We start from the raw sequence: 14,595 nt of genomic DNA, 5'->3' as shown, positions 1-14,595 counted from the left end.
GGCATATGTCCATACAGACCATATCGCCCGCAACCCCCGACACAACCGCGGAGAGGCAGGCCATCGACGACGTACTCAAGGATTTTCTCGAGAAGCGCAGGAAGAACTGCGAGCCGTCACAAATGGGCGGTCTCATTGAGCTTCTCGCTGATTTCATGGTCGGTGGCAAGCGAATCCGCCCCATACTGACCATGCTCGGCTGGCAGGCGGTCACCGGGGAAGCCGCCGGTGACACCGTCGTGCAAGTGGCGGCATCGCTGGAGATGTTCCACGCGTTCGCCCTGATCCACGACGACATCATGGACGACAGCGACACCCGACGCGGGCGTCCGACCATTCATCGCGCACTCGCCGACAACTCCAGTGGGGACCGCACGCGACGCTTCGGACTAGGCGCCGCCGTACTCCTCGGCGATCTGGCCTTCACCTGGTCGGATCAGATCCTGCACACCGCAGGCCTGACTTCCGAGCAGACCGCGGCCGTGCTCCCGCTCGTCACGGAGATGCGAACCGAGGTGATGCTCGGCCAATATCTCGACCTCCAGGCCACCGGCGCGCTGACCGACGATGTCGACGCCACCCTGACCGTCAACCGCTACAAGACCGCCAAGTACACCATCGAGCGCCCTCTGCACATCGGCGCCGCACTCGCCGGCGCCGACCCGCGGGCCATGGCCGCCTGCACCGAGTACGCCCTCCCCCTGGGCGAGGCCTTCCAGTTACGCGACGACCTGCTGGGCGTCTACGGCGATGTCCAGGACACCGGCAAGTCACGCCTGGACGACCTGCGGGCCGGCAAGAACACGACCCTGGTCGCCCTGGCTCTGAGCAAGGGCGACACGGCACAGTCCGCCCGGCTGCACACTCTGCTCGGCGACCCCGCGCTGGTCGAGGCGGACGCGGACGAGATCCGACGGATCTTCGCGGCCACCGGCGCGCGCGACGCAGTCGAGCAAATGATCGAGGACCGCTATCGGCAGGCCCTGCGGGCACTGGACACCGCACCCTTCTCTCCCACCGCGATCACCGCGCTCAAGCAACTGGCCGTGACAGCCACGAGGAGGACCTCATGAGCACACACTTGACCGCCCCCGCCGACCCGACGGCCACCGGGACGGCACGCCACTGGCAGGAGTGCACCGATCGGTTCGCCGCACTGTTCGGCCGATATGTCGGCCGTGAGGCACAGAAGGTGCCCATGACCGACGCCGAACTGCGCGAGGTCATCGACGCCTGCAACCGCGCCGTGGCGCCGCTGGGCAAAGCGGTCTCCGACAAGCGGTGGATCTCTTACATGGACGTCGTGCGGTGGTCGCAGAGCGCTCGCCACATCAAGGACATGCAGGCGTTCAAAGCCGTCTGCGTGCTCAACTGCATCACCTTCGTCTGGGACGACATGGACCCGGCCCTGCACGACTTCGACAGCTTCCTGCCCGAGGTGCGTGCCGTGTGCGAGCGGTACTACACGCCGCAGGACGCCGAGTTCGCGTACGAAGGGGCCCGCGCCTTCGTCACCAGCGATCACATGTTCCGCGACTCACGGCTCAAACAGGTGCTCTGCGGCACCTCGCCGGAGCAGTACTTCCGTTTCCGCGTCACCGATGTCGGCGTGGACTTCTGGATGAAGATGTCCTACCCGATCTACCGCCACCGTGAGCTGACCGAGCACTCCAAGACGGGGCTGGCCGCGCGGATGGCCACTCGGGGGCTGGCGATCGTCAACGACTTCTACTCCTACGACCGTGAGCACGCACTCGGCCAGATCACCAACTGCTTCCGGCTGTGCGACCTCTCGGACGACGCGGAGTTCCGGGCCTTCTTCCAGGCCCGGCTGGACGACATGGCCGAAGACATGGAGTGCCTCAAGGCGTTCGACGATGTCAGCCGGGACGTGCTGTTCGACCTCATACAGGGCAACTTCACCTGGACCACGCGCGACCGCCGCTACCAGACAGCGGTGAACGAAGTCAACTCCCGGATACAGTGAGGAAGCTGTCGTATGAGCGGTATCCGACGTCCGGCGGACGGACTGACCTGGCGGACCGGCGTGGCCCCCGGAGCCCTGCCCCTGCTGGGCCACGTGCCCGCACTGTGGCGGTACCCTCTGGAGTTCCTCGCCTCGCTGCCGGCCCATGGCGACCTGGTCGAGCTACGTCTGGGACCGAACCGCGCCTATCTCGCCGCCCACCCCGAGCTGGTCCGTGAGGTCCTGCTCAATCCACGGGTCTACGACAAGGGCGGAGTGTTCGACAAGGCGCGGCAGTTGCTGGGCAACAGTCTGTCGGTGTCCCGGGGCGAGGAGCACCGATTCCAGCGACGGCTGATCCAGCCCGCCTTCCGCCCGGCGAAGATCGCCGCCTACACCACCGCCGTGGCCGCGGACACCCGTCGTGTCACCGACAGCTGGCGGTCCGGGGAGACCCAGGACATCAGCGACACCATGCACGCCCTGCTGATGCGGGTCGCGGCCCGCACACTGTTCTCCGCCGGGCTCGACGACGCCCTGATCGAAGAAGCCCGGCGATGCCTGCGTACGGTCTCGCACGGCATCTACAAGCGGACCATGGCACCCCTGGGGATCATGGAGAAACTGCCCACCCCCGCCAACCGCGCCTACGCCCGGGCCAACGGCAGACTGCGTCAGATCGTCGCGGATATGATCGCCCGCCGCGGGCGGTCCGAGACCGGGCAGGAGGACCTGCTGGCCACCCTGTTGCAGGCCGAGCACCCGGAGACCGGAGAGAAACTGGACGACCGGCAGGTGCTGGACCAGGTCATCACCTTCCTTGTCGCCGGCAGCGAGACGACCGCCTCCACGCTGGCCTTCGTCTTCCATCTGATGGGCACCCTGCCCGAGGTGGAGAAGCAGGTGCACGCGGAGGTGGACGAGGCGCTGCGGGACCGCACGCCCGGCTACGACGACCTGCCCGGCCTGCCTTACACCCGCAATGTGATCACCGAGGCGCTGCGCCTGTACCCGCCCTCGTGGATGGCGATGCGGGTCACAACGCAGGACGTCGGTCTGGGCGGCCGTACCGTGCCCGCCGGAACGATGATCCTTTACAGCGCGTACGCCCTGCACCATAACCCCGCGCTGTTCCCCGACCCGGAGCACTTCGACCCGGGACGCTGGGAAGGCGACCGGCTCGCCCAGGTGCCGCGTGGCGCGCTGCTGCCGTTCGGCGCGGGCACCCACAAGTGCATCGGCGACGTGCTCGCGCTCACCGAGACCGCCTTGATCGTCGCGACCGTCGCCGCGCGGTGGCGCCTGCGCCCGGTGCCCGGGACCCGGCTGCGCCTCGAGCCGAAGGCCACCCTGGAGGCAGGCCCGCTGCCCATGGTCCTCGAACGGCGCTGAGCCGTCCCGCCGCGTCACCCGTCCCCTCCGTACCCGTCGGCAAAGGACGTTCCACAGGCATGCAGATCTCATCCGAAACGGCCACGGCTGGCTGGCAGGTGGCCGAAGCACCGGGCCGCCTCCCGCTGGTGGGCCACGCTCTCGCCATGGCCCAGCGTCCTCTGGCCTTCCTGGCGTCACTGCCCGCCCTCGGTGACCTGGTCGAACTGCGCATCGGCACCAAGCGCGCCCACCTGCCCTGCCATCCCGAGCTGGTGCAGCAGGTGCTGCTCAACGCGCGGGTCTACGACACGGGTGGGCCGGTGAAGGACAAGGCTCGGCCCATCCTGGGCAACGGGCTGATCACTTCGGACTGGGCGGATCACCGCAGACAGCGCCGGATGGTCCAGCCCGCCTTCCACCCGACGCGGATCGCCGGGTACGCCGAGGTGATGCGGGAGGAGTGCGCGCGGCACGCGGAAGGCTGGCGTGCCGGGCAGCCGGTCAACGTGAGCGAGGAGATGCAGGCCCTCACCGCCCGAGTGACGGCCCGGGCGCTCTTCTCGACCGAGATGGCCCCGCACTCGGTGGCCGAGATCCAGCGCAGCCTGCCTGTCATGGTGCACGGCGCCTACCGCCGGGCTGTGGACCCCACAGGGCTGCTGGCCAGGCTGCCGCTGGCCGCCAACCGGGAGTTCGACGCGGCGCTCGGCCGACTGCACTCACTGATCGAGGGCATCGTGGGCGACTACCGGAACTCCCGGCAGGACCGCGGCGACCTGCTGTCGGCCTTGCTGGCCGTCCGCGACGACGACGGCGCCATGTCGGACCAAGAGGTCCACGACCAGATAATCACCCTGCTACTGGCCGGAGTCGAGACCACCGCGAGCGCGCTGACCTGGGCCTGGCACCTGCTCGCCACGCATCCCGAGGCAGAGGCGCGGCTGCACTCCGAGGTGGACTCGGTGCTGGGCGGCCGAGCCCCGACCTACGCCGACGTGCCAAAGCTCGTCCATACGCAGCGGATCTTCACCGAAACCCTGCGGCTCTACCCGCCGGCCTGGATGTTCACCCGCACGACCACCGAGCCCACCGAGCTGGCCGGCGTCCGGCTGCCCGCCGGAGCGGACATATTGATCAGCCCATACGTCATCCACCGCGTCCCGGGGCTCTTCGCGCGCCCGGAGAGGTTCGATCCCGACCGGTGGCTGCCGGAGCGGGCCAAGGACGTCACGCGCGGCTCGTACCTGCCGTTCGGCGGGGGTAGCCGCAAGTGCATCGGTGACGTCTTCGGCACGGTGGAGGCGACACTCGCCCTGGCCGCCATCGCCTCCCGCTGGAGGCTGCTGCCTCTCCGCGGCCACGTCGTACGTCCCCGGGCCGAGATGAGCTTGACCGCCGGGCCACTGCCGATGGTGCCGCAGCCCCGCTGACCAGGATTCGCAGGCCGCCTTCGCGCCCCTTCGGGAGGGCGGGGGTCAGCCGACGGTGACGGGCAGCTGGTGCAGACCCCTCAGCATCAGACTGGGCCGCCAGACCAGATCGGCCTCGTCGATGTCCAGAGCGAGGCGGGGGCAGCGCTCCAGCAGTGTGCGGAAGGCGATCGCACCCTGCATCCGGGCCAACGGTGCGCCCAGGCAGTGATGGACGCCGTAGCCGAATGCCATGTGCCCGCGGGCGTTGCGCCGGATGTCGAAGCGGTCGGGGTCGGCGAACCGCCCCGGGTCGCGCGAGGCCGCCGCCAGTACGACGGCGATGGACTCCCCCGGAGCGATGACGCTCCCGCCGATCCGCACCTCGTCCTTGGCGTAGCGGAACGCGGTGGTCTCCACGGGTCCGTCGTACCGGAGCATCTCCTCCACCGCGTTCCCCAGCAGCGACCAGTCGGCGCGCAACGCGGCCAGTTGGCCGGGATGGCGCAGGAGGGCGAGGGTCCCGCTGGAGAGCAAGTTCGCCGCCGTCTCGTACCCGGCCACCAGCAGGAGGAAGGCCATACCCAGCATCTCCTCACAGGAGAGCTTGTCCCCGCCCTCGTGCGGGCCGCCGACGAGGGCGCTCAGCAGGTCGTCGCCCGGCTCGTCCCGCTTGGCCGCGATGAGATCGGCGAAATACTGGGTCATGGCCTGCGCGGCGGCTCCCGCGATCTCCGGACGGGTGAAGTCGGTGCTGCTCAGATACCAGTCGTGGAAGGTCTTCCGATCGGAGGCGGGCACTCCGAGCAGCTCGCAGATCACCGCGAGCGGCACGGGCAACGCGAACGCTTCGACCAGATCTACCCTGCCCAACGGCAGCATCGCGTCGACCAGTTCGTCCACGACCCGGTGAATCCGGGGCCGCAGTGCCTCGACGCGCCCGGGTGTGAAGTCCTTGGCGACGAGCCGACGCAACAGGGTGTGGCGCGGTGGATCCGTCTGGACCATGTTCAGGCCGATCGAGTTCCCGCCGTCGTCCTGCCAGTTCGCCGAGTACCTGATGTCATTGGACAACCGGGAATCCGTGAGTGCCGCGCGCGCTTCCTCATGGCCGACGACGAGCCAGAAGTCATCCGACGCGGCCGTACGCACCCGATGCACCGGCCCTTGGGCGCGCATACGCTCGTAGACCGGAAAAGGATTGTCTGTGAAGCCCTGCCCCAGCGCTGACAGATCCTCGAAGGCATTCGGGAACAAGCGTTCCTCCGATCGAGCGGCCCGCAGGAACCGACCGGGGACCTCTCTTCGGTTGACGGCGTGACAGTACAGCCAAACGGGGGGCAGTCCACGTTCGATGCTAGGGTGCCGCCCATGGTCGGCCAGGAGGGTGTGCGAGCACCGCTTGGCCGCACTGGGACGGGCGGTGCCCGCCTCACGCGGTTCCTGACGGAGCTACCTCGCCCTGCTGCTGGACGGGCTGCCTCCCGCCGCGGCCCACTCACCGCCCGCATCGCCGATCAACCCGCGAGAGTTCGCGGCCGCCCTGCACGATCCCGGCCCCGCACCGCGGACGGCACCCGTGACGCGCTCGGCTCGACGGCCCAACGGCACCGGAGGACCCACCGAGATGACTTCTCAGCGTCCCGTATCCCCCTTCGAAAGCGTCTACTTCACCGACTCGGGAGCAGCGGGTCTGCCCCTGTTCGACATGCCGGCCTACGTTGAGTCCCAGGTGCGCGGCACTCTCGACCCCACACTGGTGACGCGCGCCCTGGGCATGCTCACCGAGCACCATCCGATGCTGAGGGCCGAGGTGACGGCCAGTGACACCGGGCCGCTGCTGCGCGTACGCGACCGAGTGCGGCCGCCGCTGACGGCGCGCGAGGGTGGGGCGGATGCCTTCTCCGAGGTGATCAACTCGCGGCCCGACTGGACGGAGAGCATGCTGCACGCCTGGCTGCTCACTGACGGAGAGGTCAGCCAGGTGGTGCTCGGCGTCCACCACGGGGTGGCGGACGGCCGGTCGCTCTTCCACCTGCTGCAAGAGTTCTGGGCGTCCTATACCGCGCTCGCGGCCGGCGCAGATCCCTCGCCGGGGCGACGCACCGCGCTGCCCGAGGCGATCGACACGCGTCTGGCGCGCGACTTCCCCGACGCCGAGATCGACGCCCTGGTCGACGTCCTCGCCGAGGGGCCGCCCCCCGAGACCAAGCCCGCCACGCTGCCCACCGAGGGAATAGGCCGTGCCGACCGCCCGCCCGTCTCCGGGCGGTTCGTCGTCGACCGGCTGGAGTTTGAGCCGGCCGTCACCGAAGCCGTGGTCGCCGCGGCCAGGGCTCGCGGTGTCACCGTGAACAGTCTCGTGACGGGTCTGGTGCTGACCGCCGTACGGACGCAGTTGGCGCCGGAGACCGGCCCGCTGCCGATGGTGTGCGGCCACGGCGTCGATCTGCGTACGCGGCTGGAGCCGGAACTGCCGCTGAGTACGGTCCTGAACTGCATCACCGGTCTGCAGACCGCGCTGGCCGTCTCGCCCGACGACCAGCCCCACGAGATCGGCCGACAGGCCGCGGTCCAGGTGGAGGCCGCCCTGGCCCGCCGCGACCCCGAGCGGTTCCTGCTCACCGCACTGCGCGCCGGGGCCCGGGGTATCGCCGCCCCCTCCCCCGTCGTCAGTTACGGCATCTCCAATGTCGGCCGGATTCCCGCGCACCCCGTTCCTCCCGGGACGGACCTCCTGCGCTTCGGGGGTACGGCCAATGCGCCCGGAATGCCGCCCAAGATCGGCGTGGCCAGCTTCGGGGGGCGCCTGCTGATCCAGAACGAGTACGACAGCTGGACCTACAGTCCGGAGCAGATGGCCCAGCTGCTCCATACTCTGCGGCTCTCCCTGGCCGACCTCGCCCGCTGACACGCGTCCTCCGGCGAGCGGGGCCCACTCTTCTTTTGGCGGGGTGTGGATCAGGTCCTAGAGTGAGGAATCCATCGCACATCGAGGGAGAGAACCAGCCGTGATCACCGCGATCGTCCTCATCAAGACCAGCGTGGACCGGATCCCCGAGATCGCCGAGCGGATCGCCTCGCTGGAGAGCGTGAGCGAGGTCTTCTCCGTCACCGGCACCTACGACCTGATCGCCATGGTGCGGGTGCGGCAGCACGAGGACCTGGCCGAGATCATCCCGGGCCGGATCAGCAAGATCCCCGGCGTGGAGGCGACGGACACGCACGTGGCGTTCCGTACGTACTCGCAGCACGACCTGGAGGCGGCGTTCGCCATCGGCCTGGACTCCTGACCGGGCGCACCGCCGCCTCCTGAGGGCCGTACGGATCACACCGCCGGGACGCAGCGGCCGTCCTCGGTGCGGTAGCGCCACTTCGCGCCGTCGCGGACCAGTTCCCGCACCGCCGTCACGAACCGCTCGACGTGCTCGTCGGGGGTGCCGGCGCCGAAGCTGACGCGGATGGCGTTGAGGGACTTCTCGCCGGGCGCGGCCTCGGGCGCGCCGCACTCGCCCTGGCTCTGCGGGTCGCTGCCGAGCAGGGTGCGCACCAGCGGGTGGGCGCAGAACAGTCCGTCGCGCACCCCGATGCCGTACTCCGCGGAGAGCGCCGCGGCGAAGTGGGAGCTGTTCCAGCCCTCGACGACGAACGAGATCACGCCGACCCGCGGGGCGTCGTCGCCGAACAGCGACAGCACCCTGACCTCGGGGACCTCGGCCAGCCCCGCGCGCACCTTGCCGATCAGATGCCGCTCGCGGGCCACCAGGGAGTCGAAGCCGGCCTCGGTGAGGGCCTTGCAGGCGGAGGCGATGGAGTAGGCGCCGATGACGTTCGGGGAGCCGGCCTCGTGGCGGGCGGCGCTGTCGTGCCACTCCACGTCCACGCCGCCGTCGGTGCGCCGGGTCACCCGGCGGCTCGCGCCGCCGCCCGCGAGATAGGGCTCGGCCTCGCGCAGCCAGTCCGCGCGGCCCGCCAGCACTCCGGCGCCGAACGGGGCGTAGAGCTTGTGGCCGGAGAAGGCGACCCAGTCGACGTCCAGGTCGGTCACGGAGACCGGGTGGTGCGGGGCGAGCTGGGCGGCGTCCAGGACGATCCGGGCGCCGTGCGCGTGGGCGGCGGCGGCCAGCTCGCGCACCGGCCACAGCTCGCCGGTGACGTTGGAGGCGCCGGTCACGCAGACCAGGGCGGGGCCGTGCGGGTCGCGGTCGGCCAGCGCCCGCTCCAGGGTCGCCACCGCCTGCTCGGGGGTGCGCGGGGCGTTCAGGTACGTCACCTGCGCGTCGCGCCAGGGCAGCAGCGAGGCGTGGTGCTCGGTCTCGAAGACGAACACGCGGCAGTCGGCGGGCAGGGCGCGGGCCAGCAGGTTGAGCGAGTCGGTGGTGGAGCGGGTGAACACCACCTGGTCGTCCGCGCGGCAGCCGAGGAACTCCGCGACCGTCCGGCGGGCGTTCTCGAACAGGTCGGTGGACAGCTGCGAGAGGTAGCCGGCGCCGCGGTGGACGCTGCCGTAGTAGGGCGCGTAGGCGGCCACGTCGTCCCAGACGCGCTGGAGGGCGGGCGCGCTGGCCGCGTAGTCGAGGGCGGCGTAGACGACCTCGCCGCCGGTCACCAGCGGCACGGTGACATCCCGTCCCAGAACGGGCAGTGGGGCGCAAACGGACCGGTCGGCGGCAAGGGTGGTGACAGACATGGCGAACTCCCGTGAAAGCAGGCTGAATTCACCGAACGAGCGGCCATGACGCGGCACACGGCATGACTCGGCTCAAGCACGGTGGAACAAAAGGGTTTACGCGGAGGCGGGGCTCTGCGGCCCTAGCGCATTCGCTTGCTCACGGAAGGCTCCCTCGTCACGACCAGGACCCCTGGCCCCACACTGGAGAAGTGTGCGAGGGGTCCGCGCTTGCCGTAGACCTCGCTGCCTACGGCCTGGTCTTCACCCGGGGCACCCCGCCACGGACGGAGGGTTGCCGGACAGCCGGCCGGGGCCATATGGCTGTCACTCATGACCTGGACAGGAAAGTACGCGAACTGATCGCGGTCCCGCAACCCCTGTCCGGATCGCGGGACCGCGACGGGTCCTGAGAGCCCACCGGGCGGGCCCTACGGGCCGTCAGGCGTTGCTCGCGGCCACCCAGCGCTCCAGCGTGCGCCGGGCCGCCCCCGAGTCGATCGACTCCGCCGCCCGCTCCATGCCGGCCCGGATCTGCTCCGCCAGCGTCCCGGAGCCGGGGCTGAGGGCCACCAGGGCCGCCGCCGAGTTCAGCAGCACCGCGTCCCGTACGGGGCCCCGCTCGCCGTCCAGCAGCCGGCGGGCCACCTCGGCGTTGTACGACGCGTCGGCGCCGCGCAGCGCCTCCACGGGCACCAGGTCCAGGCCCACGTCCCGCGGGTCGAAGGCCTCCTCGGTGACCTGCCCGTCGCGGACCACCCACACCCGGGAGGTGGCGGTCGTGGTCAGCTCGTCCAGGCCGTCGTCGCCCCGGAAGACCAGGGAGGAGTTACCGCGTTCGGCGAAGACGCCCGCGACGATCGGCGCCTCGTGGGCCACGGCGACGCCCACCGCCTGGGAGCGCACCTTGGCCGGGTTGGTCAGCGGGCCGAGCAGGTTGAACACCGTACGGATGCCCAACTGACCGCGCGCGGCGCCCACATGGCGCAGGGCCGGGTGGAACTTCACCGCGAAGCAGAAGGTGATCCCGGCCTCCTCGGCGACCTCGACCACCCGGCGCGGGGTGAGGTCGAGGTTGACGCCGAGCTTCTCCAGCACGTCGGAGGCGCCGGAGGCGGAGGACGCGGCCCGGTTGCCGTGCTTGACGACCTTGGCGCCGGCCCCGGCGACGACGATCGAGGACATGGTGGAGATGTTCACCGTCTTGGCGCCGTCGCCGCCGGTGCCGACGATGTCGACGGTGTCGCCCGGCACCTTGATCACGTTGGCGTGCTCGTACATCGTGCGCACCAGCCCGGTGATCTCCTCGACCGTGGCGCCCTTGGCGCGCAGCGCCACCGCGAAGCCGGCGATCTGCGCGTCCGTCGCCTCGCCGCCCATGATCCGGTCCATGGCCCAGGCGGTGTCGTCGGCCCTGAGGTCACGGCCCTCCAGCAGGCCGTTCAGTACAGCGGGCCAGGAACGGGCCGCCGCGGTGTCGCCTCCGGCGGGGGTCACAGCGCTCATAAGCCGCTCCTGGGTAGGCGCCCCGGGCTGGGGACGCGAGGTGTCACAACGCCTCCACCCTATCCAGCCCCGGACACCGCGAAGGGCCCCGTCCGGGGTTCGGACGGGGCCCTTCGACCGTGGCGTGGCGACGCTCAGGGGTCAGTGATCAGTGGTGGCCGTGGCCACTCGTGATCTCCTTGTACTCCTCGACAGTCGGCTTCGGGATCTGGTTGTCCTCGCCGTAGTAGGCCTTGCTGAGCTTGGCGCGCAGCTTGGCCGTACCCGACACCTTGCGCTCGACGCCGTTCTCGTCGACCGTCGGGCCGATCTCGACCGGCTCGTACTGCTGGTGGGCCGTGAGGGTGTACAGCTGCTCCTGGCTGAGCGGCTCGTGGACCTCGATGAACTCACCGTGCGGCAGGCGCTTGATGATGCCGGACTCGCGGCCGTGCAGCACCTTCTCCTTGTCCCGGCGCTGCAGGCCGAGGCAGATCCGCTTGGTGACGACGAAGGTGATGACCGGCACCACGAAGAACGCGACGCGGACGAACCAGGTAATCGCGTTGATCGACAGGTGGAAGTGGGTGGCCCACAGGTCGTTGCCACCGCCGATCAGCAGCACGAAGTACCAGGCGATCCACGCGGCGCCGAAGGCCGTGCGGGTCGGGACGTTGCGCGGGCGGTCCAGGATGTGGTGCTCGCGCTTGTCGCCGGTGACCCAGGACTCGATGAACGGGTACAGGGCGATCGCCGCGAGGACCACGCCGAACAGCACCAGCGGGATGAACACGCCGAGGACCAGGGTGTGGCCCCAGAAGTTGATCTCCCAGCCCGGCATCGCGCGGATGAGGCCCTCGGCCATGCCCATGTACCAGTCGGGCTGGGCGCCGGTGGACACCTGGTCCGGACGGTAGGGGCCGATGGCCCAGATCGGGTTGATCTGCGCGATCGCGGCGATGACCGCGATGGCGCCGAAGACCAGGAAGAAGAAGCCTCCGGCCTTGGCCATGTAGACCGGCAGCAGCGGCATGCCGACGACGTTGTTGTTCGTCTTGCCGGGACCCGCGAACTGCGTGTGCTTGTGGTAGAAGACCAGGATCAGGTGGCCGACCACCAGACCGAGCATGATGCCCGGCAGCAGCAGGATGTGGATCGAGTAGAACCGGGCCACGAAGTCGTGGCCGGGGAACTCGCCGCCGAAGAGGAAGTACGAGATGTACGTGCCGATGATCGGCACGGACAGGATCGCGCCCTCCATGAAGCGGACGCCGGTGCCGGAGAGCAGGTCGTCCGGGAGCGAGTAACCGGTGAAGCCGGTGAACATGCCGAGGACGAACAGCAGGAAGCCGAACAGCCAGTTGACCTCACGCGGCTTGCGGAACGCGCCGGTGAAGAACACGCGCATCATGTGCACGAACATGCCGGCGAGGAAGATCAGCGCGGCCCAGTGGTGGATCTGCCGGATGAGCAGACCACCGCGCACCTCGAAGGAGATGTGCAGGGTCGAGTTGAACGCCTCGCTCATCAGCTGTCCCTGGAGCGGGACGTAGCTGCCGTGGTACACCACCTCGTTCATCGAGGGGTGGAAGAACAGCGTCAGATACACACCCGTGAGGATGATGATCAGGAAGCTGTAGAGGCAGACCTCACCCAGCATGAACGACCAGTGGTCGGGGAAGATCTTGCGCATGTTGGCCTTGGCCAGGCTGTAGATGCCCAGCCGGCCGTCGGCCCAGTCGGCGATCTTCTCGCCGGCCGGCGCCTTCCCGCGCGAGCGGGACTCGTTGCTCGCTGTAGTACTCATCCGCGCTCCCAGAATGCAGGACCGACGGGCTCCTCGAAGTCGCCGAGCGCCTGGAGGTAACCCTCGCTGTCCACGCCGATGCGCAGCTGCGGCAGGGCGTGACCGGCCGGGCCGAAGATCACTCGGGCACCGTCGGAGAGGTCGAAGGTGGACTGGTGGCACGGGCACAGCACGTGGTGGGTCTGCTGCTCGTACAGGGAGATCGGGCAGCCCACGTGGGTGCAGATCTTCGAGTAGGCCACGACGCCCTCGTGCGACCACTCCAGCTCGCGCTTGTCCTTGATGTTGTCCGGCTGGAGCCGGACGATCATCAGCGCCGCCTTGGCGATCTCGGTCTGGAACTCCTCGTCCGTCTCCTTCAGCCCGTCGGGCATGGCGAAGGTGAGCGAACCGACGGCGACGTCCTCGGGACGCAGCGGCTGGTTGGTGTTCATGTTGACCAGGCGCTTGCCCTTGGCCCACAGGGTGTGCCGCAGCGTCTCCTTGGGCAGCGGGCCCAGGTCGCGCAGCAGGAACAGGCCGGACAGCGGCACCAGGGCGAGCGCGCCCAGCATGGTGTTGCGGATCAGCGGCCGGCGGCCGATCACCGACTCCTTGGCGCCCTGCTTGAAGTCCGCGTGGACCTTCGCGCGCACCTCGGGCGACGCCTCGATCGGGTGACGCTCGTCGGCGACCTCGGCGTCCGACATCAGGGTGCGGGCCCAGTGGACCGCGCCCGCGCCGATGCAGAACAGCGCCACGCCGAGCGTCAGGCCCAGCGCGAAGTTCATCGCGCTGAGGTGACCGATCGGGAAGACGTAGACCGACTTGTCGTTCGGGATCGTCACGTACGAGACGATGAAGCCGATGGTGGCCAGCATGGACACCGTGAACAGCAGGGCGACGACGCGCTCGGACCGCTTGGCGGCCCGCTCGTCGATGTCCTGGATCCGGTGCTCGTGCGGCGGCAGGCCCGGGTCGGCGAACGGGTTCTTCTCGTCCGCGACGCCTACGGCGCCGTGCGCCGTGCCCTGCTCGGCGGGCAGGTTCTCTTCTGGAATGTCTTGGCTACTCATGACTTCTTGGCCTTTGCGGTCCGAGCGGCGACCCACACGGCTACGGCGATCAGCGCGCCGAGGCCGAAGATCCACGCGAACAGACCCTCACTGACCGGCCCGAGGCCGCCCAGTTCGAGACCGCCGGGGTTGTCGGTCTTGTCGCTGTTGACCGCGTTCAGGTACGCGATGATGTCCTTCTTGTTCTTCTCCGACATCGTGGTGTCGGGGAAGGAGGGCATGTTCTGCGGGCCGGTCTGCATGGCCTCGTAGATGTGCTTCGGCTGGACGCCGTCGAGGTCCGGGGCGAACTTGCCGTGCGTGAGCGCACCGCCCTTGCCGGTGAAGTTGTGGCACTGGGCGCAGTTGGTGCGGAACAGCTCGCCACCCTTGGCGATGTCCGCGCCCTCCGGGCTGTACTGGTTCTTCGTCGGCACGACGGGGCCGGCGCCCAGGGAGGCGATGTACGCCGCCAGCTGGTCGATCTCGGCCTGGCTGTAGATGACCTTCTTGCGCGGGATCTGCGCGCCCGGCTGCTGGGCGGGCATACGGCCGGTGCCGACCTGGAAGTCGACCGCGGCGGCGCCCACGCCCACGAGGCTCGGGCCGTCAGTGGTGCCCTGACCGCCCGTGCCGTGGCAGCTTGCGCAGCCGACCGCGTAGAGCTTCTTGCCCTCCTCGATCGTGAGGGACTGGGCTGAGTCGTCGGCCTTCGCCTTGCTCGCGGGCGCGAACGCGGTGTACAGCCCCCCCGTGGCCGCCAGCGCGAGAAGTAGGACGACGACCGCCGCCAGCGGATGGCGTCGTCGTGCGGAGAGCTTTTTCACGGATTACCCCGGTGTCAGGATCTT

Annotated in this window: 12 protein-coding genes and 1 riboswitch; of the genes, 6 read left to right on the top strand and 6 right to left on the bottom strand. The window is 69.5% G+C overall.

The window, feature by feature from the left end; genetic code table 11:
* Window positions 1-5 precede the first annotated feature (5 nt).
* The 4 genes from K7787_RS21695 to K7787_RS21680 are packed head-to-tail and all read left to right on the top strand — an operon-like array spanning window position 6 to window position 4,770.
* Window positions 6-1,073, top strand: a complete 1,068-nt coding sequence (locus tag K7787_RS21695; protein WP_223002619.1) for a polyprenyl synthetase family protein — start codon at window positions 6-8, stop codon at window positions 1,071-1,073.
* Entirely contained in the window at window positions 1,070-1,987 is a 918-nt protein-coding gene (locus K7787_RS21690; RefSeq protein WP_223002618.1) for a terpene synthase family protein, read from the top strand. Before K7787_RS21695 ends, K7787_RS21690 begins: the two co-directional genes overlap by 4 nt.
* Before the next feature lie 12 nt (window positions 1,988-1,999).
* Entirely contained in the window at window positions 2,000-3,358 is a 1,359-nt protein-coding gene (locus K7787_RS21685; RefSeq protein ID WP_009188169.1) for a cytochrome P450, read from the top strand.
* 59 nt (window positions 3,359-3,417) lie between these two features.
* Window positions 3,418-4,770, top strand: a complete 1,353-nt coding sequence (locus K7787_RS21680) for a cytochrome P450 (protein WP_223002617.1) — start codon at window positions 3,418-3,420, stop codon at window positions 4,768-4,770.
* A 45-nt stretch (window positions 4,771-4,815) separates the two neighbouring features.
* Here K7787_RS21680 and K7787_RS21675 read toward each other — a convergent pair whose 3' ends face one another.
* Window positions 4,816-6,033, bottom strand: a complete 1,218-nt coding sequence (locus K7787_RS21675) for a cytochrome P450 family protein (protein ID WP_009188171.1) — start codon at window positions 6,031-6,033, stop codon at window positions 4,816-4,818.
* Between the two features lie 343 nt (window positions 6,034-6,376).
* Here K7787_RS21675 and K7787_RS21670 point away from each other — a divergent pair, with 343 nt between their 5' ends.
* Both K7787_RS21670 and K7787_RS21665 read left to right on the top strand, forming a co-directional pair.
* Window positions 6,377-7,660, top strand: a complete 1,284-nt coding sequence (locus K7787_RS21670) for a phthiocerol/phthiodiolone dimycocerosyl transferase family protein (RefSeq protein ID WP_223002616.1) — start codon at window positions 6,377-6,379, stop codon at window positions 7,658-7,660.
* Window positions 7,661-7,760: 100 nt separating this feature from the next.
* Window positions 7,761-8,042, top strand: coding sequence for an Lrp/AsnC family transcriptional regulator (locus tag K7787_RS21665; RefSeq protein WP_009188173.1), 282 nt, complete (start codon window positions 7,761-7,763; stop codon window positions 8,040-8,042).
* Window positions 8,043-8,077: 35 nt separating this feature from the next.
* Here K7787_RS21665 and K7787_RS21660 read toward each other — a convergent pair whose 3' ends face one another.
* From K7787_RS21660 to qcrC, 5 genes are all read right to left on the bottom strand, one after another.
* Window positions 8,078-9,439 carry an aminotransferase class V-fold PLP-dependent enzyme gene (locus K7787_RS21660; RefSeq protein WP_223002615.1) on the bottom strand — a complete coding sequence of 454 codons (1,362 nt, stop codon included), beginning with the start codon at window positions 9,437-9,439 and terminating at the stop codon, window positions 8,078-8,080.
* 201 nt (window positions 9,440-9,640) lie between these two features.
* Window positions 9,641-9,757: riboswitch (SAM riboswitch) on the bottom strand.
* A gap of 102 nt (window positions 9,758-9,859) precedes the next feature.
* Entirely contained in the window at window positions 9,860-10,924 is a 1,065-nt protein-coding gene (gene trpD / locus K7787_RS21655; protein WP_164392149.1) for an anthranilate phosphoribosyltransferase, read from the bottom strand.
* A 148-nt stretch (window positions 10,925-11,072) separates the two neighbouring features.
* A complete protein-coding gene (gene qcrB, locus K7787_RS21650) occupies window positions 11,073-12,710 on the bottom strand; it encodes a cytochrome bc1 complex cytochrome b subunit (protein ID WP_223002614.1) in 1,638 nt (545 codons plus the stop codon).
* The gene (gene qcrA / locus K7787_RS21645; protein ID WP_009188178.1) at window positions 12,707-13,765 is read right to left on the bottom strand and encodes a cytochrome bc1 complex Rieske iron-sulfur subunit; all 1,059 of its coding nucleotides are present in this window, start codon (window positions 13,763-13,765) and stop codon (window positions 12,707-12,709) included. Before qcrA ends, qcrB begins: the two co-directional genes overlap by 4 nt.
* The gene (gene qcrC, locus K7787_RS21640; protein WP_009188179.1) at window positions 13,762-14,571 is read right to left on the bottom strand and encodes a cytochrome bc1 complex diheme cytochrome c subunit; all 810 of its coding nucleotides are present in this window, start codon (window positions 14,569-14,571) and stop codon (window positions 13,762-13,764) included. The genes qcrA and qcrC overlap by 4 nt, the downstream gene beginning before the upstream one ends.
* Window positions 14,572-14,595: the final 24 nt, after the last annotated feature.

Source organism: Streptomyces sennicomposti (genome assembly GCF_019890635.1).
GTDB classification, from domain to species: Bacteria; Actinomycetota; Actinomycetes; order Streptomycetales; family Streptomycetaceae; genus Streptomyces; species Streptomyces sennicomposti.
This window is presented reverse-complemented; position numbering and strand designations above follow the sequence as displayed.

Bases quoted from the DNA above. Each gene is read 5' to 3' on its own strand.
- K7787_RS21695 (WP_223002619.1), top strand. From the start codon at position 6: ATGTCCATACAGACCATATCGCCCGCAACCCCCGACACAACCGCGGAG.
- K7787_RS21690 (WP_223002618.1), top strand. From the start codon at position 1,070: ATGAGCACACACTTGACCGCCCCCGCCGACCCGACGGCCACCGGGACG.
- K7787_RS21685 (WP_009188169.1), top strand. From the start codon at position 2,000: ATGAGCGGTATCCGACGTCCGGCGGACGGACTGACCTGGCGGACCGGC.
- K7787_RS21680 (WP_223002617.1), top strand. From the start codon at position 3,418: ATGCAGATCTCATCCGAAACGGCCACGGCTGGCTGGCAGGTGGCCGAA.
- K7787_RS21670 (WP_223002616.1), top strand. From the start codon at position 6,377: ATGACTTCTCAGCGTCCCGTATCCCCCTTCGAAAGCGTCTACTTCACC.
- K7787_RS21660 (WP_223002615.1), bottom strand. From the start codon at position 9,439: ATGTCTGTCACCACCCTTGCCGCCGACCGGTCCGTTTGCGCCCCACTG.
- trpD (WP_164392149.1), bottom strand. From the start codon at position 10,924: ATGAGCGCTGTGACCCCCGCCGGAGGCGACACCGCGGCGGCCCGTTCC.
- qcrB (WP_223002614.1), bottom strand. From the start codon at position 12,710: ATGAGTACTACAGCGAGCAACGAGTCCCGCTCGCGCGGGAAGGCGCCG.
- qcrA (WP_009188178.1), bottom strand. From the start codon at position 13,765: ATGAGTAGCCAAGACATTCCAGAAGAGAACCTGCCCGCCGAGCAGGGC.